The 19,312-nt window shown below is 41.7% G+C and carries 20 protein-coding genes; 8 read left to right on the top strand and 12 right to left on the bottom strand.

Going from position 1 to position 19,312, the window contains the following annotated elements; all coding sequences use genetic code 11:
• Positions 1–23: 23 nt before the first annotated feature.
• On the bottom strand, positions 24–404 hold the full coding sequence (locus HYG93_RS00875; RefSeq protein ID WP_120365226.1) for a hypothetical protein: 381 nt from the start codon (positions 402–404) through the stop codon (positions 24–26).
• Positions 405–610: 206 nt separating this feature from the next.
• The gene (locus HYG93_RS00870) at positions 611–2,020 is read right to left on the bottom strand and encodes an FAD-binding oxidoreductase (protein ID WP_120365227.1); all 1,410 of its coding nucleotides are present in this window, start codon (positions 2,018–2,020) and stop codon (positions 611–613) included.
• A 355-nt stretch (positions 2,021–2,375) separates the two neighbouring features.
• On the opposite strand from HYG93_RS00870, the gene serA reads away from it, so the two are divergent.
• Together serA and HYG93_RS00860 are read left to right on the top strand one after the other, a co-directional pair.
• Entirely contained in the window at positions 2,376–3,608 is a 1,233-nt protein-coding gene (gene serA, locus HYG93_RS00865; RefSeq protein WP_106983978.1) for a phosphoglycerate dehydrogenase, read from the top strand.
• A 117-nt stretch (positions 3,609–3,725) separates the two neighbouring features.
• Complete coding sequence (locus tag HYG93_RS00860; protein ID WP_106983977.1) at positions 3,726–4,601, top strand: EamA family transporter; 876 nt, start codon at positions 3,726–3,728, stop codon at positions 4,599–4,601.
• A 91-nt stretch (positions 4,602–4,692) separates the two neighbouring features.
• Here HYG93_RS00860 and HYG93_RS00855 read toward each other — a convergent pair whose 3' ends face one another.
• Positions 4,693–6,516 (bottom strand): astroprincin family protein, encoded by a 1,824-nt coding sequence (locus HYG93_RS00855; protein WP_178961659.1) that lies wholly within the window; start codon positions 6,514–6,516, stop codon positions 4,693–4,695.
• A 189-nt stretch (positions 6,517–6,705) separates the two neighbouring features.
• Here HYG93_RS00855 and HYG93_RS00850 point away from each other — a divergent pair, with 189 nt between their 5' ends.
• On the top strand, positions 6,706–7,578 hold the full coding sequence (locus HYG93_RS00850; protein WP_178961658.1) for a DMT family transporter: 873 nt from the start codon (positions 6,706–6,708) through the stop codon (positions 7,576–7,578).
• A 78-nt stretch (positions 7,579–7,656) separates the two neighbouring features.
• On the opposite strand, the gene HYG93_RS00845 is transcribed toward HYG93_RS00850, so the two are convergent.
• The 3 genes from HYG93_RS00845 to truB all read right to left on the bottom strand — a co-directional run bounded on the left by HYG93_RS00845 (position 7,657) and on the right by truB (position 9,978).
• On the bottom strand, positions 7,657–8,118 hold the full coding sequence (locus HYG93_RS00845; protein WP_117007403.1) for a hemerythrin domain-containing protein: 462 nt from the start codon (positions 8,116–8,118) through the stop codon (positions 7,657–7,659).
• 147 nt (positions 8,119–8,265) lie between these two features.
• Positions 8,266–9,039 carry a TSUP family transporter gene (locus HYG93_RS00840; protein ID WP_106983973.1) on the bottom strand — a complete coding sequence of 258 codons (774 nt, stop codon included), beginning with the start codon at positions 9,037–9,039 and terminating at the stop codon, positions 8,266–8,268.
• Positions 9,040–9,072: 33 nt separating this feature from the next.
• Positions 9,073–9,978, bottom strand: coding sequence for a tRNA pseudouridine(55) synthase TruB (gene truB, locus HYG93_RS00835; RefSeq protein ID WP_178961656.1), 906 nt, complete (start codon positions 9,976–9,978; stop codon positions 9,073–9,075).
• 143 nt (positions 9,979–10,121) lie between these two features.
• Here truB and HYG93_RS00830 point away from each other — a divergent pair, with 143 nt between their 5' ends.
• From HYG93_RS00830 to HYG93_RS00810, 5 genes are all read left to right on the top strand, one after another.
• The gene (locus HYG93_RS00830; RefSeq protein WP_178961654.1) at positions 10,122–11,153 is read left to right on the top strand and encodes a lipase secretion chaperone; all 1,032 of its coding nucleotides are present in this window, start codon (positions 10,122–10,124) and stop codon (positions 11,151–11,153) included.
• Between the two features lie 422 nt (positions 11,154–11,575).
• The gene (locus HYG93_RS00825; protein WP_372658409.1) at positions 11,576–12,559 is read left to right on the top strand and encodes an esterase/lipase family protein; all 984 of its coding nucleotides are present in this window, start codon (positions 11,576–11,578) and stop codon (positions 12,557–12,559) included.
• A gap of 193 nt (positions 12,560–12,752) precedes the next feature.
• Positions 12,753–13,721, top strand: a complete 969-nt coding sequence (locus HYG93_RS00820) for a triacylglycerol lipase (protein WP_106983969.1) — start codon at positions 12,753–12,755, stop codon at positions 13,719–13,721.
• Positions 13,722–13,955: 234 nt separating this feature from the next.
• Positions 13,956–14,921, top strand: coding sequence for a triacylglycerol lipase (locus HYG93_RS00815; protein WP_228198701.1), 966 nt, complete (start codon positions 13,956–13,958; stop codon positions 14,919–14,921).
• A 159-nt stretch (positions 14,922–15,080) separates the two neighbouring features.
• Positions 15,081–16,040, top strand: coding sequence for a triacylglycerol lipase (locus HYG93_RS00810; protein ID WP_120363932.1), 960 nt, complete (start codon positions 15,081–15,083; stop codon positions 16,038–16,040).
• 60 nt (positions 16,041–16,100) lie between these two features.
• Here HYG93_RS00810 and rplS read toward each other — a convergent pair whose 3' ends face one another.
• From rplS to HYG93_RS00780, 6 genes are all read right to left on the bottom strand, one after another.
• Positions 16,101–16,475 carry a 50S ribosomal protein L19 gene (gene rplS, locus HYG93_RS00805; protein ID WP_106983966.1) on the bottom strand — a complete coding sequence of 125 codons (375 nt, stop codon included), beginning with the start codon at positions 16,473–16,475 and terminating at the stop codon, positions 16,101–16,103.
• Between the two features lie 142 nt (positions 16,476–16,617).
• A complete protein-coding gene (gene trmD / locus HYG93_RS00800; protein WP_117006867.1) occupies positions 16,618–17,358 on the bottom strand; it encodes a tRNA (guanosine(37)-N1)-methyltransferase TrmD in 741 nt (246 codons plus the stop codon).
• Between the two features lie 42 nt (positions 17,359–17,400).
• Positions 17,401–17,949, bottom strand: coding sequence for a ribosome maturation factor RimM (gene rimM / locus HYG93_RS00795; protein ID WP_106983964.1), 549 nt, complete (start codon positions 17,947–17,949; stop codon positions 17,401–17,403).
• An 18-nt stretch (positions 17,950–17,967) separates the two neighbouring features.
• Entirely contained in the window at positions 17,968–18,225 is a 258-nt protein-coding gene (gene rpsP, locus HYG93_RS00790) for a 30S ribosomal protein S16 (protein ID WP_005013161.1), read from the bottom strand.
• 150 nt (positions 18,226–18,375) lie between these two features.
• Positions 18,376–18,849, bottom strand: coding sequence for a type IV pilin protein (locus tag HYG93_RS00785; RefSeq protein WP_106984100.1), 474 nt, complete (start codon positions 18,847–18,849; stop codon positions 18,376–18,378).
• Positions 18,834–19,310, bottom strand: a complete 477-nt coding sequence (locus HYG93_RS00780; RefSeq protein ID WP_106983963.1) for a type IV pilin protein — start codon at positions 19,308–19,310, stop codon at positions 18,834–18,836. Before HYG93_RS00780 ends, HYG93_RS00785 begins: the two co-directional genes overlap by 16 nt.
• Positions 19,311–19,312: the final 2 nt, after the last annotated feature.

Genomic DNA, 19,312 nt, shown 5'->3' with positions numbered 1-19,312 from the left:
TTCAACCATAAATCAAAGATTTATTAAGGGCATTTCGCTGTTTGAAAAGCCTTGGTATTTTTACCGCGGTAGCATTGGTACTCTTTAGACGTACCCACTCTATTCCACTGCCCGTCTACATTTTTAAAACGGTAAACGGTACGAACCGACTTTACGGAATCATCCATCAAACCTGTTTCAGTCACTTTCACTTCAGCAGCTGTTGGCGACTCCACACGGTTAAAGTACTGACGGATTTCAACCGTACTTAATTCCTTACGCAAATCATCACGCTCTTTTAACACCTGCGCCAAAGGCGTATCCGAACCGCCGATATTCACTTTATTGGCAATTTTTTGTGTGGTCGCACAACCCGTAAACATCAGCGCACATACTGCTGCAGCTGTCATTAGACTTGTTTTCATCTTTATATCTCAATCAACAAACATCCATACAGCGCATGATGCCTTATTCTGCCCGCTTACTCTATTTGGTAAATGTAAGCCTCACTGCTGCGCCAAGTTCAGTTTTAGACCATATAACTGCAAGATACGCGAGTGTGGCAAGCATGCCACGCGTTCCATAAAAAAACGCATCCGAAGATGCGTTTTAAAATTCTTAATCTTTTAAATTAAAGATCAAACAATTTACCTGGGTTCATAATGCCTTGCGGGTCAAATACTTGCTTAAGCGCTTTCATGTATTCAATTTCTTCCGCTGAACGTGTGTAATCTAGGTATGGCTTCTTCGTCATACCTACACCGTGTTCTGCAGAAATTGAACCGTCGTATTTTTTCACAGTTTCAAATACATACTTGTTCACCACTTGGCATTTACCAAAGAATTCATCTTTGCTTAGATTCTCAGGTTTTAAAATGTTCAAGTGCAAGTTACCGTCACCGATGTGACCGAACCAGCAGATTTCAAAGTCTGGGTAGTTATCTGCCACGATTGCATCAATTTCTTTAATAAACGCAGGTACGTGTGTAATAAGTACTGAAATGTCGTTTTTGTACGGGGTAAATGGCGCAATTGACTCAGAAATGTCTTCACGTAAACGCCATAAGCTATGCACTTGGTCTAAGCTTTGGCTCATCACGCCATCATGTACCCAACCTTGTTCCATGCAGTGCTCAAAAATTTCCATCGCCTTGTCCATAATCGGCTCAAATGGCGCTTCAAATTCAAGTAAAACATAGAACGGGCATTCAGTTTCAAATGGACGCTGTACATGGCCATTGGCAAGCACTTTCTGCATTGCCACTTCACCAAAGAACTCAAATGCGGTTAAGTCAATTTTTGCTTGGAAAGCATGCAATACAGGCATAACTGCTTCAAAGTCAGGCACACCCAATACCATCACTTGCAAGTCTTGCGGTTGACGCTCAAGCTTAATTTCAGCTTCAGTCACTAAACCCAGCGTACCTTCACCACCAATAAATAAATGCTGCAGCGCATAGCCCGTTGCGTTTTTGATCATGCCTTTGTTCAAGCGAAGGATGTCACCTTTACCTGTCACTACAGTCAGACCCAACACCCAATTACGTGTCATGCCGTATTTAATCACTTTAATACCGCCGGCATTGGTACCAATGTTACCGCCAATTTGGCTTGAACCCGCAGAAGCAAAGTCTACTGGGTAGTACATGCCCTGTTCTTCGGCATAGTTCTGAAGTTGTTCAGTCACTACACCTGCTTGAACGCGAACCATGCGGTCAGCTGGGAAGAATTCTAAAATTTGGTTCATCTTGTCCATGCTGACCACGATTTCACCGTTGGCAGCCACAGCACCTGCTGATAAACCTGTACGACCGCCACTTGGCGTGATCGCAACATTAAATTGGTTCGCAAGTTTTACAATTGCTTGTACTTGCTCAGTCGTTGATGGAAAAACGATTACCGATGGATTTGGATCGAAGTGCTTAGTATGGTCACGTCCCCAATTTTCGAGACTATCTGCATCTGTTTTAATGCGATTTTCGCCAACAATAGCGGTCAATTGGGTCAATAACTCTGGGGTTAAAGCGACTGGAGCATTCATCGTTTTCAGACCTTGCAAGGATTAAACAAGTGGTGTTCGGTGCCTCGGTTTATTCGCTGTCTAGCAATTTTTAGCTGAATAAAACCTAGACACATTGTGAAGATTAAACCAACGATATGGCATTGGCGTTTTTCACGAAGTCGTATTATAAGGCATTTTTAAACGGAAACCCGCAGAAATCAGCATTTTGTAAATGTCACTTTGTAAATTACACAGTTAATTAGACCTGCAACGACAATTAATGACAGCAAATTTGCCCAAATAGACGATTGTAGCGTCATAAAGGAAATGTATATAGCCCTAATTGCTATGCTATGATATGCGCACTAAATTTGGCCTTTGTAGCGGAGCCGTAATGAGCCAACATCTTTCTTTGCCTAAAGATAAAATTCGTTTCTTGTTGTTAGAAGGCGTTCACCAAAACGCGATCGACACATTAAATGCTGCCGGATACACAAATATTGATTACCGTAAAACAGCGCTTGAGGGTGATGCGCTGAAAGAAGCGATCAAAGATGCGCACTTCATTGGTATTCGTTCGCGTACACAACTTACTGAAGAAGTATTTGAAGCTGCGAACAAACTAATTGCTGTGGGTTGTTTCTGTATTGGTACAAACCAAGTGAACTTGAACGCTGCGATGGTTCGCGGTATTCCAGTATTTAACGCACCATACTCAAATACTCGTTCAGTGGCTGAACTTGTACTTGCTGAAGCGATTCTTCTTCTTCGCCGTGTACCTGAAAAATCTACAGATACACATGCAGGCGGTTGGAACAAATCTGCTGTAGGTTCGTTTGAAACTCGTGGTAAGACTCTAGGTATCGTTGGTTACGGTTCAATCGGTTCTCAACTTTCTGTGCTTGCAGAAAGCATGGGTATGAAAGTAATTTACTTCGACACAGTAACTAAATTACCGCTAGGTAATGCACGTCAAGTAGGTACTCTAGGCGAACTTCTTGCAAATGCAGACGTTGTATCTCTACACGTTCCTGATGTTCCGTCTACACGTAACTTCATGACCAAAGAACAATTTGCACAAATGAAAGAAGGTTCAATCTTCATCAATGCTGCACGTGGTACATGTGTTGTGATTGAAGACCTTGCTGATGCGCTTAAATCAGGCCACATCGCTGGTGCTGCAGTTGACGTATTCCCGAAAGAGCCTAAAGCAAACGGTGAAGAATTTGTTTCTCCACTACGCAACATTCCAAACGTAATTTTGACACCGCACGTAGGTGGTTCAACCATCGAAGCGCAAGCAAACATTGGTTTAGAAGTGGGTGAAAAATTCGTTGCTTACTCAGATAAAGGTATGACTTTATCTGCTGTGAACTTCCCAGAAATCGCACTTCCGTTGACTGAAGGCAAACACCGTTTGCTTCACATTCACAAAAACGTGCCTGGCGTGTTGTCTAAAATCAACAACTTGTTTGCAGAACACGGCATTAACATTTCTGGTCAGTCTTTAATGACTAAAGGCGATGTTGGTTACCTCGTAATGGATGTTGACGCAACTGCTTCTCAAGAAGCACTTGATACACTGCATGAAGTTGAAGGCACAATCCGCGTACGCGTATTGTTCTAATTCTACTGCGGTTTTAAAACCACAGCTTTCGAGCTGTGGTTTTTTATTTTTGTAACATTTAAAAATTAGGCTATTGTCTCTCTCCCGCTATTCGAGTGATCGAATCAAATTTAGTTTATGCCAAATTTTAAAATCAGCCCTACTGTGCAAGCCCCTCTGATCTTACTCATCGCGATGATCAGCATGCAAAGTAGTGGCTCATTTGCCAAATATCTTTTTGGGCAATTTCCCATTTTGACCGTATCCGCAATGCGTTTGTTGCTGGGTACTTTAATTTTGGCGCTTATTTTTAAAATCTGGCAGATCAATTTTCGACAGCTAAAATGGTCATCCATCCTCAGCTACGGTTTAGCTTTGGCAGGCATGAATATTCTATTTTACTTGTCGCTTGATCGTCTCCCGCTTGGCATTGCTGTCTCTTTTGAATTTATTGGTCCATTAAGTGTTGCACTGTTTGCAATACGTCGTAAGTTTGACCTGATCTGGGTTGGCCTTGCCATTTTAGGCCTCATTTTATTATTCCCTTTTGACCAAGCCGCACAAACCCTCGATCCAATTGGCATCGCACTTGCCTTAGGCGCAGGTGCATGTTGGGCTTTATATATTATTGCAGGCCAAAAACCTTCTGGCGTTTCAGGTAATCATACAGTTTGCCTTGGCATGTTTGTCGGCATGTGTATGCTAATGCCTATGGCCTTATTTGCAGGAATGCCCGCACATACCTTTGAACCCGTCAGCTTATTGTATTTTATAGGCTTGGCTGTATTGGCCAGTGCTTTGCCCTTTACATTAGAAATGATTGCGCTACGTAATTTAAGCGCCTTAAGTTTTGGCACGCTGATGAGTCTAGAACCTGCTGTTGCGGCTTTGTCTGGTTTTGTATTTTTGGGTGAGCATTTATTGTGGACACAATGGCTGGCGCTTGCTGTCATTATTAGCGCTTCCATTGGCTGTACCATCACAATGCAAAAACATAAAACAGCGCAAAACTAATCCAAAATTGCTGAATTCTAATTTTACCAATAAAAAACCGCGTTTGACTGAAAAGCAAAACGCGGTTCTAAACAACTCAGTTATAGCAACCTTAACTTGGTTCTACACAGAATGCGGTATCAGTTTCAACTGGATCATTACCACCATACAAAGCCACCATTAAAGTTGGCAATGCATCACGCTTAAACCCTTCTGCCCAGTTAGATCCACAATAGGTACCTTGTAGCATACGACCTTTCAAACTCAAGCTACTAATCATGCCTTCATCTAAGCCTGCAAAACCTGCATATTGGTTTGGTAAATGAATCAGCTTTTTCTCACCATACGGCACACTAAAATACAATTTATGCGTAGCTGCATTAAATTGATCCATATACACATTCATTTCAATTTCACATGGCTTACCCACCAAGAGTGGATTGCTTACATTCAATTTACCTGTGTTGTAATCATAACCAGACGTACATTGCACATAAAAACCAAGGCCTTGAGCAGCAGCCACAATTTCTTTGTCTTTTAAGGTAATTTTTACATCGGCTTTGCTATTTGAAACCGCTGCGCCCACATAACGTACCCACTGCCCAGCTTGTAAAGTAATGGCTGTTTTCGCTGACCATACTAATGAATCATTGCTTGATTTCAAGCCACTCATCACGCGTACTCCTTCTTTAGGTGCATTAAACTCGATTGCTTGATAGCTTGTTCCCACTTTTGTAGTGAACTCACCACTACACTCTACGGCTGTACCATCTTCAAGCACACATTGTACTTTATTACTGGTTGCAGGAATGCCCAAATCAATCACCACGGTTTTATCATTTGGTAATTGTGAAGTCACTGAACCAATTAAAGTGCCTGTCGTATCTTTAGCTGACCAGTGAATTTGGCCTTCTGTTGGCATATTAATAATATCAACGCCATTTTCTGAAATAGACGTCGTTTTGGTCAAACCAGAACCATCTTTAAGTTCCACAAGCGCAGTAATATGACATGGCACATAGGTGCTTGCTGACTTACATTTCACATTGACTGAAGCTGGGTTTTCAAATTTAAAGTCCCAGTTCCATGTAGAGAAATGACTTACAGTTGCTTTTACTGCTAAGCCTGTCGCAGAAAGTGGCGATGCCACGACAGTACCCGGTGTACCTTCTTCAACCCATTTACCTTTAGTAATATCGAAGTACCACATTGGAATACTGGTACCCACCGTCATGGCTTGGTTATTCACACTATTCAATGGTAAATCCATTTGTATATCGGCACTTACATTCGTTTTAAGCTGTAATTTTTGCCCTGTGCTGTCGGTAAATGTTGCCGTTAGCATACCCGCACTAATTAATGTTGCAGGATTGCCTTTGGCATCAACTGCCACACCATTGGCTGGCATTGCATTTAAATCACTACTTTGAATATCCCAAGGCGTCAATTCAACCGTTACGGCGCCCGTTGCAGGCTGTCCATTTGGCAATACAAAAGCATTGGCAGGAATAGAAATTTGCGCATTCATAAAAGCAGATTGAATTACTTGTGCTTCTTCAATATTCGCAACAGTCATAGTCTGCTTAATCGGTAACAGATTCGCCGAAATCTGTGCAAGTTCATCTACTTTTACTTCTACAGACTGGCTAATAAATCCTGCTTTTTTAAAGCTGACCACAACCATTTTCGTGCTCTGTGGTAATTTCACTTTAAATTGGGCATTTCCAGAGGCATCGGTCGTAAAACTTTGACCATTGATACCAATTTCAGCACCAATCAATGCTGAACCTGTCGCAGTTTGTACTAATGCACTTACTGATTTTTCCACAATTACTTCATTGCCTGAGCCATCACCTGAGCCCGAGCCACAGCCCACCAAAGGCACAGCTAAAATACATGCGACCATCACCGCATGTGCGTGTTGTTTTAATTTCATTTATATTTCTCGGTTTTTATATAATTTCAAAAAGCGGCATATTATTGATATTATTTACATTATGTTCAATTAAACAATATTATTCACATGATATAACAAGCAAGTTCAAAGCCCATTGAGCCCCCTTGCCAAATATATTTTTGCTATACTGCCCACACGTGTTCAGTCCAGTTCAGATGCAGAGTGGCTATGCCAAACGCACAACTTATTGCAGTCTTGTTCATGGTTCTGTCCATGATCTCTTATCAAATTAGCGCATCTTTTGCGAAGCAATTGTTTCTGGTGCTCGATCCCCTGTCCGTCACTATTCTACGCTTGTGCTTTGCTTCTTTAATTGTTTGTTTCATGTTTCGCTCATGGCAAATTTTAAAGCGCTTATCTTTTTTAAAGTGGCGTGATCTACTGTGCTACAGCGCGGCCCTTTGCCTCATGAATGTCTTGTTTTATATGTCTTTGGGCAAGCTCCCACAAGGGATTGCTGTTGGACTCGAATTCATTGGCCCACTCGGTCTGGCACTGCTCTCTATTCAGCGACGTAGCGATTATATTTGGGTGCTCTTGGCCATGACAGGCATTGCATTGATGGTGCCTTGGGGCCAAACCTCAGGCAGTGACTTTTCAATCATTGGTGCTGCTTGCGCTTTGGGTGCTGGCTTATGTTGGGCCTTTTATATTTATTTTGGGCAAAAAGTTGTGCATCAAAATATCGGCATGCATGCACTGACCATCGCCATCACCTTATCTGCACTTAGCCTACTGCCTATTGGCTTGTACCGTGATGCGCCTGCATTGCTCGAAACGCAATACTGGGGTAAAGCGCTGGCCATTGCAGTTCTTGCGACAGCCATTCCTTATGCGCTGGATTTAAAAGCACTGAAAGTCCTCAGCAAGTTGAGTTACGGTACACTGTCTAGCTTATCTCCAGCCTTAGCTGCCTTAACTGGCCTGTTGTTACTTGGAGAAAAAATTGGAACATTGCAGTGGATCGCACTATTTTGCGTGATGATTGCTTCAGTCGGTGTAACCTTGCGCTCACAGCAAAAAGTGAACCCGTCGAGTTAAGCATTCTCCATCGCAACAGTTTTCACTGATTCAAAAAAAGAGCGCATGCGCTCTTTTAATGTGTAGTCTTTTCAATCTTTATCCTGTCAGGCTGTCTTTATCTGCTTTTTTATATTTTTGATACTCAGCTAAATACTGCGTTGCCAAAGTCTCTTTTTGCTTGGCATCTAATATTTTACCCGCCTGTTGAAAGAAGCCATGCTCCTCTTCTTGCAAATGATGATGAACGGTTTCTGCCAGCTTTTTGGCAATCGTCAACCAGCCCGGATTGCTAAATTCAGTATCGGTCAACTGTTCGAGGAGTTCATCCATTTTATGATGTTCAGCCAGCGCATGGCGGCTAATGTTTAGCCCTGAATCCGTCATCATCAGTGGAATATATAAATAGCGATCTTCCCCTACTGCATGGGCAAATAATTCATTTTTTAAACGATCAAACAGTTCACGGCGTTCGGGTGTATCGCCTGACGTATGGAGTAACTGCTCTGCAAGTTCGCGTTGTTTTTCATGACTTTGGCGTAAAGCTTCAAATATATTCATTTTGCTAATGACCTCTGATGCTGGGCTATATGTTCAATCCAAATATATAAATGCAATTGTAGTGGGCATAAAAAAAAGCCAGCCCAATCAATTTCAGGCTAGCCTTTTTTCATACGCTAAATCAGTGCGCTTTTGTAAGCATTTTGTTTAGGCTTCACCCATGATCATTTGATAGCCCAAACGTACAATTAAAATACTCACCAATACCAAGAACAATATTCGAATAAACCCACTGCCATATTTCAGCGCAGCTTTTACCCCAACAATCGAACCCAAAATATTGGCCACCGCCATCATGCCACCAATAGCAAATAACACATGCCCAGTGGGTGCAAAAAAGCTGAGCGCGGCTAAATTGGTGGTTAAATTGGCAATTTTAGACAGCGCCGATGCATGCAAAAAGTCAGCTTTTAAATAACGAATAAAAAAGAAAATAAAGAAGCTGCCCGTACCCGGCCCAAAAATCCCGTCATAAAAGCCAATGGCTAAGCTACCGACCGCAGCCAAAAGTAATATTTTGGGTGTCAATTCTTGGCGAACATGTACTTGGCCAAATTGCTTTTTACAAAATGTATAAATCGCAATAATGATCAGCATGAAAAGTACAAACGGACGCAAGACTTCTTTAGGCACCATCGATACACAGGCCGCACCTGCAAACGATGCGACAAAAGCACAACTGGCGATCACCGCAAGTAATTTCCAACGTAGCTTCACTTGGCGTAAAAACGTCACTGATGCCGAAGCTGTACCAAAAATAGATGAAAGCTTATTGGTACCAAAAACTGTCGCGGGGGACAGTTGTGGCATCGCATTCATAATGGCTGGAATTTGAATTAAGCCACCCCCACCGACTGCCGCATCGATTGCGCCTGCAAAGAACGCAAAAAACAGCAATGTTAGGATGATTTCAATGTCCACAAGATTGACCTTTTATTAAAACAAATGGGAGAACTACAAATTTAAAACGCGTTTGGGAACCAAACGTTTTTGCGCGGTGATTTCAGCCAAGCCTAAACATTTTTCACCATCAAAGACCAAAGCTTCTGCCACAGCCTCATGCTCAATATTACTTTCCATACCGCGACTGAAATATTCTGCACGGCCTTCTGGTACTTGGACTTGAACTAAGTGTGATACAGGTGCATGTGCAGGCAATAACAAGGCCTCACGCTCTTCCTCAGTCAAACTTTCCAAATACTCAATGGTATAGCTTGGAATCAGCTCGAACGGACCAGTTTTAATCCGATGTAAATAGGTTAAATGCCCGTATGTGCCTAAGGCTTTTGCAATATCTTCACCCAAGACACGAATATAGGTTCCTTTTGAGCATGTCACATCTAAAGTAATACTATTCTCTGTATATGACAGTAATTCGATCGCTTCAATATGTATTGGACGTGCTTCACGCTCAATCTCAATTCCTTGACGTGCCAATTCATACAAAGGACGGCCTTCCTTTTTTAAAGCCGAATACATCGGTGGGACTTGTTTAATATCACCAGTAAACAAGGCCAAAGTAGCTAAGATTTTTTCTTCCGACAGCTCAGGTACAGCTTGTTCTAACAACACCTCGCCCTCAACATCACCTGTGGTGGTGCTATGACCTAAAAATACAGTGGTTTGATAGCGTTTTACTGAGTCTAATAAATAATGTGAAAACTTGGTGGCCTCTCCTAAACAAATCGGCAATAGACCTGAAGCTAAAGGATCAAGCGCACCTGTATGACCGCCTTTATGCGCACGGAACAACCAGCGAACACGTTGCAAAGCGCCATTCGAACTAATACCAAGTGGCTTATTTAGAAGGAATACGCCACTAATCGCACGGCGCTGAATTTTAGGAGAAGATGCTTTCATAATCACACTAAGCGAGGGAAATCCTGCGCAATGTTAACCCAATATTTACAACATTTCTGTGATTTTGTACGACTTTTATGGCATATTCTGAGCAACCAAAATGATTCTAAAACAAATACAATAGGAATAAGGTGCATTAGGATATGCAAAAAAATAAGTTATGGTTGATTGTCGTTGCTGTCATTATTGCCATCGTTGCTTTAATTTTCTGGCTTTCGCCGAACACTTCTACATCAGATGCAAGTCAACAAAATCAAGATGTCGCACTAAACCCAAATAGTGAAGCCAACACGGTATCGGCAAGCGATGCCAGTGCAGGCCCAGGCTTTATGAGTAAAAGCCAACAAGATACGCAAATTAACTGCCAGATGACCATGGACAGTTCTAACCGATTAATTGTGAATGAACAAACACGTAACTGTTTTGAATATTTTATTACCCAATACGGCGAAAAAAGTTTGGATCAAATCAAAAAAGATTTCCAAACTTATATGCAAAATACCCATAAAGAACCGGCCCTTTCACAAATTTTAGATTTGTGGAAACGCTATATGGACTACCGCGAAGCGCTTGGTCAGTTACAAGCACCTAATATTGATCCAAATGATCCGAAATACTACCGTGCTATTTTTAGCAGTACCCAAAACCTACGCAAGCAGCACTTTTCAGATTATGAAATTGAGGGTTTATTTGGTACTGAAAATACTTATCATCTGTACACCCTAAACCGCTTAGATGTCATTCATGATAAAAAACTGAGTGAAACTGAAAAAGCCAAAAAACTGAAAGATTTGTTTGATGAACTTCCTGAAGACTGGAAAGAGAACCTCGAGCAAATTAATAAGCTAGAAGACTTAAGAAAACTCACTGCGGACATTAAAGCACGTGGTGGTTCAGCCGAAGAGATTCGCAATATGCGTCTCAGCTTGGTCGGCCCAGAAGCGACTCAACGTTTAGAAACACTCGATACACAGCGCTCGGATTGGAAAAATAACGTCAATGAGTATCTAACAGCTCGTGACAGCATTATGAAAAGTGGCATGAGCGACAGTGCCAAGCAACAAGTCGTTCAACAATTACGTAGTCAACACTTCCAAAGCAAAGAAGACCAACTTCGTTTAAACACCTTCGAAACCCTACATGACCAAGGTGAAAAACTCCCATTTAGTGATTAAGCTTTTGCTTGTATCACCCATTAAAGCCCTGTGGTCTTCAACACAGGGCTTTTTTTAGTTTTAAAAACCATTTTAACGACAATAAAATTTACTTATTCTGCTTTAGCAATAAACCCCAAATACATTGATGAAATAACATTCACTGTAATGTTCATTTTCAGTATGTTTTTTAAGCAAAAATTATGACTATAAATGTCATTCACAGACATATCATGTCCCAAAATGACATGGTTTAAACAAGTCAGCATGGTAAAATAAATGGGCATTAACATGTGTTCAATCAGCACCCGTTTGGTTTTTCCTTAAGCATATTTGAATGATTCAAATTTGATGAAAACAGGCGTGCTGTGATTTATAAAAATAGCGATAACAACAACACAGACAAAGGAACGTGTATGCGATCTTTCAAAACAATGGCCAAGATGGCCTCTCTAGCAACATTAGCAACTTTCACAATGGGTATAACTGCAACTACACAAGCAGCGCCAAGTGTTTTACAAGTTAAAGAAACGGCAAAGTCTGACTATGCTAAAACCAAATACCCTATTCTTATGGTACATGGTTGGTTAGGTTGGTCACGTATTGGCAATGAAAGCTTTAACATAGACTATTGGTACCAAATCCTTCCAGATATGGCACGTAATGGTTCAACTGTATTTGCAGCACAATTATCACCAGCCAACACAACGGCATACCGTGGTGAACAACTAATTACTCAAGTTGAAGATGTAATGGCAATTACGGGTAAAAATAAAGTGAACTTGATTGGTCACTCGCACGGTGGTCCAACAGTACTTTATGTCTCTTCTACGCGCCCACAGTATATTGCCTCAATTACAGGTGTTGCAGGTACTTACCACGGTTCTAAAGTGGCGGATGACATTCAAAATAATAAGCTGAGCCGTACTGCATTCAATATTTTAGGTGACTATATTGTCGGCCCATTGATTGCACTGGCACAATTGAAGCCTGAGTTGGGCATTGATTTTGATGCATCAATGAAATCATTAACTCAAACTGAATCTGCAAATTTCAATGCGACAGTTGCAAAATCAGCGGTAAATGATGGTGTATTGTCTGCAACCGAAAACTGTAATAAATCTTTGAGTAATGTAGACCGTAAAGGCATTTACTACTACTCATGGACAGGCGTTGCACAAACCACCAACCTACTTGATTTAGACACCATTTTAATGCAATTAGGGCCATTGTCTTATGGCAATAAAGACAACGACGGTATGGTGTCACGTTGTAGCGCGTACATGGGTAAAGTCATTAACGACAGCTACAAACTGAACCACACCGACTTAGCAAATATGCTATTTGGTTTAACTGGTGTCTTTGCTCAAGACCCCGTTGCATTGTATCGTCAACATGCAAACCGCTTAAAACTTCAAGGTTTATAAGCATGACTATCAGGCCCCTGAAATAATTCAGGGGCTTTTTTTTGCCTTTTTTTTAACTGTTAAAATTTGTTACAACTCTCTCAAACGACCATCCAGCATTGTTTGCAAATCATTGTTACGACTGCTTTTATATTCATGACAAATTGAATTGTCAGATTTATAAAACTAAAAAACCATGCAGGATGATCACAATATGAAATTTAAAATTTTATCCGCGAGTCTCATTTCTTTACTTTGCATCAACAGTGCAATGGCGACTCAGGCCACTCAAGTGACTGAAAGTAAAGTCAGCTCTAGCTATGCCAAAACAAAATATCCTATTGTTTTTAACCACGGGATGGGCGGTTTTATTAGCATTGGTACTGACACTTTAGGAATGGATTATTTCTATCAAATTTTGCCTGATTTAGCGCGTAATGGTGCCAATGTCTGGGCAACACGTGTATCCCCTTTTAACTCGACGGAAGTTCGCGGTGAACAGCTCTTACAGCAAGTCCTTGAAATTCGTGCTTTAACTGGTGCATCAAAAGTCAATTTGCTCGGCCATTCACACGGTGGCCCAACAATTCGCTATGTCGCTGGGGTACGTCCTGACGTCGTGGCATCACTGACCAGTATTGCTGGCCCACATCAGGGCTCTCCAGTGGCGGACCTTATTTTAAAAGCAGAAGGTACTCCAATTGAAGGGCCATTGGTTGGCGCAGTGAATTTTGTTTCCAAAGCCATTACTTGGGCACAAGGTTTAGACCCAAATAGCTATCCACATGATGCTTTAGCTGGAGGAAGTAGTTTAACCTTAGCAGGCTCAGCCAAATTTAATGCCCAATTCCCGCTTGGCCTACCTAAAACTGCATGTGGTGATGGTAATAGTGTAGAAAAAGGCATCTACAACTATTCATTTACAGGTGTAGGTCAAGTCACCAATGTTTTAGATTTAGACTCAGCACTCAAAGTTACTGCATTGCTCATTGATGGCGGAAAAGACAATGATGGCTTAGTATCAAAATGCAGTGCGAAGTTTGGTAAAACCATTCGTGATAATTACAATTGGAACCATCTAGATGAAGTTAACCAAGTACTCGGCTTAAAAGCTTTATTCGCACCAGATCCTGTTGATGTTTATCGCCAACATGCCAACCGCTTAAAACTTCAAGGTTTATAAAGACTTATATTTTAAGCAATCCGCAAGCCCAACCCCCATGTTGGGCTTCTTTATTTTATTTACATTTCACTTTTGCATTCTGTCGACTAGATCACATTATTAATTGTTTTTCAGCCTATACTGTTTTTGACATGATGTATTGTCAACACGCCATAAGCACCATGCTTACTGAGTGTGTAACAACATCCTCTGTCAGATCAAAACAAAAATAAAGGATGTGACATGAACCAGAAAATCAAAGGAAGTCTGCTATGCCTTACTTTATGCACTAGTATTGCATATAGCCCAACCTATGCAGCTTCAGCTACGCAACAAACCAGCGCTAAAACCCAGATCAGTAACTATGCTCAAACCAAATATCCAATGGTCTTTGCACATGGTTTATTTGGTTTCGGTAGTGTTATTGGCGTCGACTATTTCTATCAAATTTTACCCGACCTTGCGCGTAATGGTGGCAATGTCTGGTCTGCATCTGTTTCACCCATGAATTCAAGCGAGATCCGTGGGGAACAATTACTCCAGCAGGTTGATGAAATTATTGCTCTAACAGGCCAGCCCAAAGTGAACTTAATTGGTCACTCACATGGAGGGCAATCCATACGCTATGTTGCAGGCGTTGCACCCAATAAAGTTGCCTCACTGACTACCATTGCCTCCCCCAATCAAGGCGCCAAAATTGCAGATCTGGTGTTAAATATTGAAAACACGCCATTAGAATATCCAGTCCGTGCCGTGTTCGATAGTTTAGTCTCGCCTGTGATTACATTTGCACAAGGTCTTAACCCAACTGAATTCCCCCATGACTCAAAAGCCGCCCTCAAAAGCTTAAGTATTGCTGGCTCAGCCGCCTTTAATCAACGCTTCCCTGCTGGTGTTCCTACAGCATATTGTGCTGAAGGCGCATACAGCACAGCTGGCATTTATAATTACTCCTTTATGGGAAATAACGCACTCAATACCGTATTAGACCCATCCGATTATATTGCCGCGGCAGCTTCACTGTTAATTAATAACGGTGGCGACAATGATGGTGTCGTAGCACGCTGTGATGCACGCTTTGGTAAAGTGATCCGAGATACCTATAAATGGAATCATTTTGACGAAATCAACCACGTGTTGGGCTTAAAGAGTATTTTCGCACCGAGCGCAGTCGATATTTACCGTCAACATGCCAATCGCTTAAAACTGCAAGGTTTATAACAAGAATGGGGGCAATGTCGTGGCTAACATATTTAAACAAATAGCTCAGCCACACATATAATTTTTGCACCCCTATCCATGCAGCAAAAATTCAGCCCTGCCTACTACCCAACTGAACGCATCATTGAAAACAAAAACAGTTTAAAAAGGAATCCGTCTATGAATGGAAAAATAGTCTGTACCCTTGTCTTGAGTTGCTTAAGTTTAAATGCTGCACATGCAGCTGCAGGCATACAACAAGCTCCGCCCACAACAAAAATTGATCATTATGCAGAAACCAAATATCCGATTTTGCTGGTACATGGTATGTTCGGCTTTAACCGCTTAGGCGGTGCAACTTTTGGGCTCGATTATTGGTATCAAGTCTTACCAGACCTCGCACGTCACAATGCCACAATTTATGCCTCTCAAATATCACCACTCGAGTCGATCGAAGTTCGTGGTGAACAACTCTTAGACCAAGTGGAAGAGGTTATTGCCATTACAGGAAAACCTAAAGTGAACTTAATCGGTCATAGTCATGGTGGCCCAACTGCACGTTATATTGCAGGTGTACGACCTGATTTAGTGGCTTCCGTGACCTCCATTGCAGGAACTAATAATGGCTCTCCTGTAGCAGATTTAGTGCAAAGTGTCCCTATTCTAAATGGGACTTTAGGCATTGTAATGGATGCACTCATGACACCTGTCATTAATTGGGCACAGCAGTCAAACTTACCTTCTAATTTTAAAGCTTCAATTTATAGTATGGCTAAACAAGGTGTCGCTGAATTTAATGCCAAGTTCCCACTGGGCATGCCAACGACGGCCTGCAGTGATGGAGCTAGCCTCGCCAACGGTATTCGCTTTTATTCTTGGACGGGCGTTTCGAATACCACCAATTTACTTGACCCAGACACAATTTTTACAGCCTTGGGTCCAATTGCCTTTAGTGGCCAACCCAATGATGGCTTAGTCAGTCGTTGTAGTAGTAAATTAGGCCTGACCGTTCGTGATGACTATAAATGGAACCATTTCGATGAAGTCAATCAAGTGCTCGGCTTAAAAGGGTTATTTGCACCAGACCCCGTTGCGGTATTTAGACAACACGCGAATCGCTTAAAATTACAAGGCTTATAAAATATTGAAATAAAAAATGCGCCAGATGGCGCATTTTTTTCACTCGTATAAAACTTAAAATTAAGCTTTAACTTTACGAGCTGGTAATTTTTCGCGAATACGCGCAGCTTTACCAGACAATTCACGTAGGTAGTAAAGTTTAGCACGACGAACATCACCACGACGTTTCACTTCGATACCAGCAACGATTGGAGAGTGAGTTTGGAAAACACGCTCAACACCAACACCGCTAGAAATTTTACGTACTGTGAACGCAGAGTTCAAACCACGGTTTTTCTTAGCAATTACAACACCTTCAAATGCCTGAAGACGTTCACGCTCACCTTCTTTTACTTTTACTTGAACAACTACAGTGTCACCTGGAGCAAAAGCTGGAATATCTTGTTTAAGTTGTGCGTTTTCAATTGCTTGAATTAAAGGATGCTTACCGCTCATGGGGTATCTCCAATTTGTGTGGGCCAGAAGAGGTCTGAGATCCACTGGGGCTAGAGGCTAAAGCGCATAGACCCGATTGACTTTCCCTTTATACTTGACCGCTTCAAAATATAAAGAGCCTAATAATAAGATTTAAAAAATTTTAAATCTTGGAATCTTTCAGCCATTTTTTTTGCTGCTTACTCAACTCTACTTTTTCAACCAATTCTGGTCGACGTTCAAGTGTCCGTTGATAACGCTGCAAAAAGCGCCATTTTTCAATATTTGCATGATGCCCAGATTTTAAAACTTCAGGCACATCCAAACCTTCAAAATGATCTGGCTTGGTATATTGTGGGCAATCTAAAAGACCATCCACAAAAGAGTCTTGTACGTGTGATTGCTCATCAGACATTGCACCCGGAAGTCTCCGAATAATACTGTCCAATAAAACCATCGCAGGGAGTTCACCGCCAGATAAAACGTAATCCCCTATGGACCATTCCTGATCAACATATTTTTGGATCAAACGCTCATCGACCCCTTCATAACGACCGCAGAGCACAATCAGCCCGTCATATTCGACAAAGTCTTGTACTGCTGGTTCATTTAAGGTTTGCCCTTGTGGTGACATATACACTACAGGAACACGAACTGCACCCGCTTGCGTTGCAAGCTCTTTAGCACGGTGGATTGCTTTTGCCAAAGGCTCAGCCATCATCACCATACCTGGGCCACCACCAAATGGACGTTCATCCACTCGTTTGTAATTGCCCTCAGCAAATTCACGAGGATTAATACAATGGACTTGTACTATCTCTTTCTTTGCTGCGCGCCCGCTAATACCGTAGGCTGTAATCGCTTCAAACATTTCAGGAAAAAGCGTTATGACTGCAAAAAACATCGCAGACTCCTCTATTTTCCTGCTGCGTCAATCCTTTAAGGATTAATAATCTACGCCCCAATTCACGTAGATACGACCAGCTTCGAGATCAACTCGCTGTACCACATCTTTATGCCATGGAATCATACGCTCTTCGCTATCGATACTGTCAGCAGTAGCGCGAACTACCATCACGTCGTTAGCACCTGTTTCAAACAATTCGTGGATTTGACCAAGATTCACTTCTTGCTCTTCTTCATTTAGACCTAACACTGTTAAGCCTTTTAAATCAGACCAATAATACTCGTCCACGCCTGCTTGAGGCAGTTGCGATTTAGAAATCCAAACATTTGCGCCGACCAAGTTGTCTGCTGCAGTGCGGTCCAAGACCCCTTTCAGCGCAACAACTAAGCCTTTGCCATGTGGTTTCCAGCGTTTTACATCTGCTGTTTGCCAACCCGCTTTGGTTTCAATGTACCAAGGCAGGTAGTCAAAGATGTTGCTCATAGGTTCTGTATTGGAATAGACCCAGAGCCACCCATTTAATCCATAAGCTGAACGTAGCTGTCCAATCTGAATACGATCTTCTGGAACATTCTGTGTTGGTGTCATGGGCAAGCTACTACCGTATTAAACAGCAGCTGCAGCTTTTTTAGCTTGAGCAGCTAAAGAAGCAACACGGTCAGACGGTTGAGCGCCTTGAGATACCCAATGAGCAAAACGGTCAGCATCTAAACGAAGTTTTTCTGCTTTACCTTGAGCTGTAGGGTTGAAGAAACCGATACGTTCGATGAAACGACCGTCACGTGCATTACGGCTATCAGTCACAATGATTTGATAGAACGGACGTTTTTTAGCACCACCGCGTGCAAGACGAATAACTACCATGATACAACCTTATAGTTTTTACGGATTATCCCTGTACCGACCATCGATACACTTCAAACCCCTTTCATAGAGGGCGATATTTTACGCTAAAATCATATAAAGGGAAAGGTTAATATTCCCTTATCCACAGTTTTGAATTTGGTTCAATTGTTATGGTGATTGTTTCGTCCAACTCGTTGAGGAGTTAGGATCACACCACATTACATCAGAACTGCTCCAACACCGCATATCAGCTTGGTTTAAACCTAAATAACCATTTCCCAATTGACCACCTACAGGTCGAGCAGACAATCTCCATGTATTGGCTGTCACTGCATTTAAAGTGATGATATAAGTTGCTTGTTGATTTGGTGCAAAGCTGTATTCACCACTTGCATTTACGGTATACCCCAGATTGGCAAGGGTTACCGCCGTACCATTCGGTGTAAAAGAGTAATTTGCCATTTTAAATCGTTGCAATTGCCCCGCAATATTAACCAATTCAGTTTGGACTTCAACACGCTTCGTTTTTTGCCCTGCATTTTTATATGACGGATAAGCAATGGCCGCAATAATCCCTAAAATTGCAATCACAACGATTAATTCAACAAGTGTTAAACCTTTCTGCTTCAAGGCAACTTCCATGTCTCTTCCCCCGTACCACACGCAGTGAATGTTACATTCGCATACGTTTTATTTTTACAACTTGCACCACTACTATTGATTAAATAACTATATAGCTTACCGTCTGTAGCCAATGCTCGAATAACCCAATTCCGCCCTAGTGGTGGAGTGGTTGCATTCAATTTTTTCGTTGGATCATCACCATCCATTACTTCTATTTTGTATTTAGCCGTAGTTGCTGTTGCACCATAAGGCAAATACAACGGATCAGGAGAGAGTACATAGCCTAAATAATTAAACTGCCTTGATTTTTGATGCTCTAAATCTTTGACAATTTTTTGAATTTCCTGCTGCACATTACTTTCTTGCGACTTGCGCACAAAAACTTGATAACTTGGCAATGCAATTGCAGCGACGATTCCAACAATCATCACTACAATCATCATTTCCAGAAGTGTAAAACCTTTCCAATGTCTCATCATTT

It is taken from the genome of Acinetobacter sp. SwsAc6 (assembly GCF_013391565.1).
Lineage (GTDB): Bacteria > Pseudomonadota > Gammaproteobacteria > Pseudomonadales > Moraxellaceae > Acinetobacter > Acinetobacter cumulans.
The sequence above is the reverse complement of the archived record's forward strand: the minus strand, read 5'-3'. Positions and strand labels throughout refer to the sequence as shown.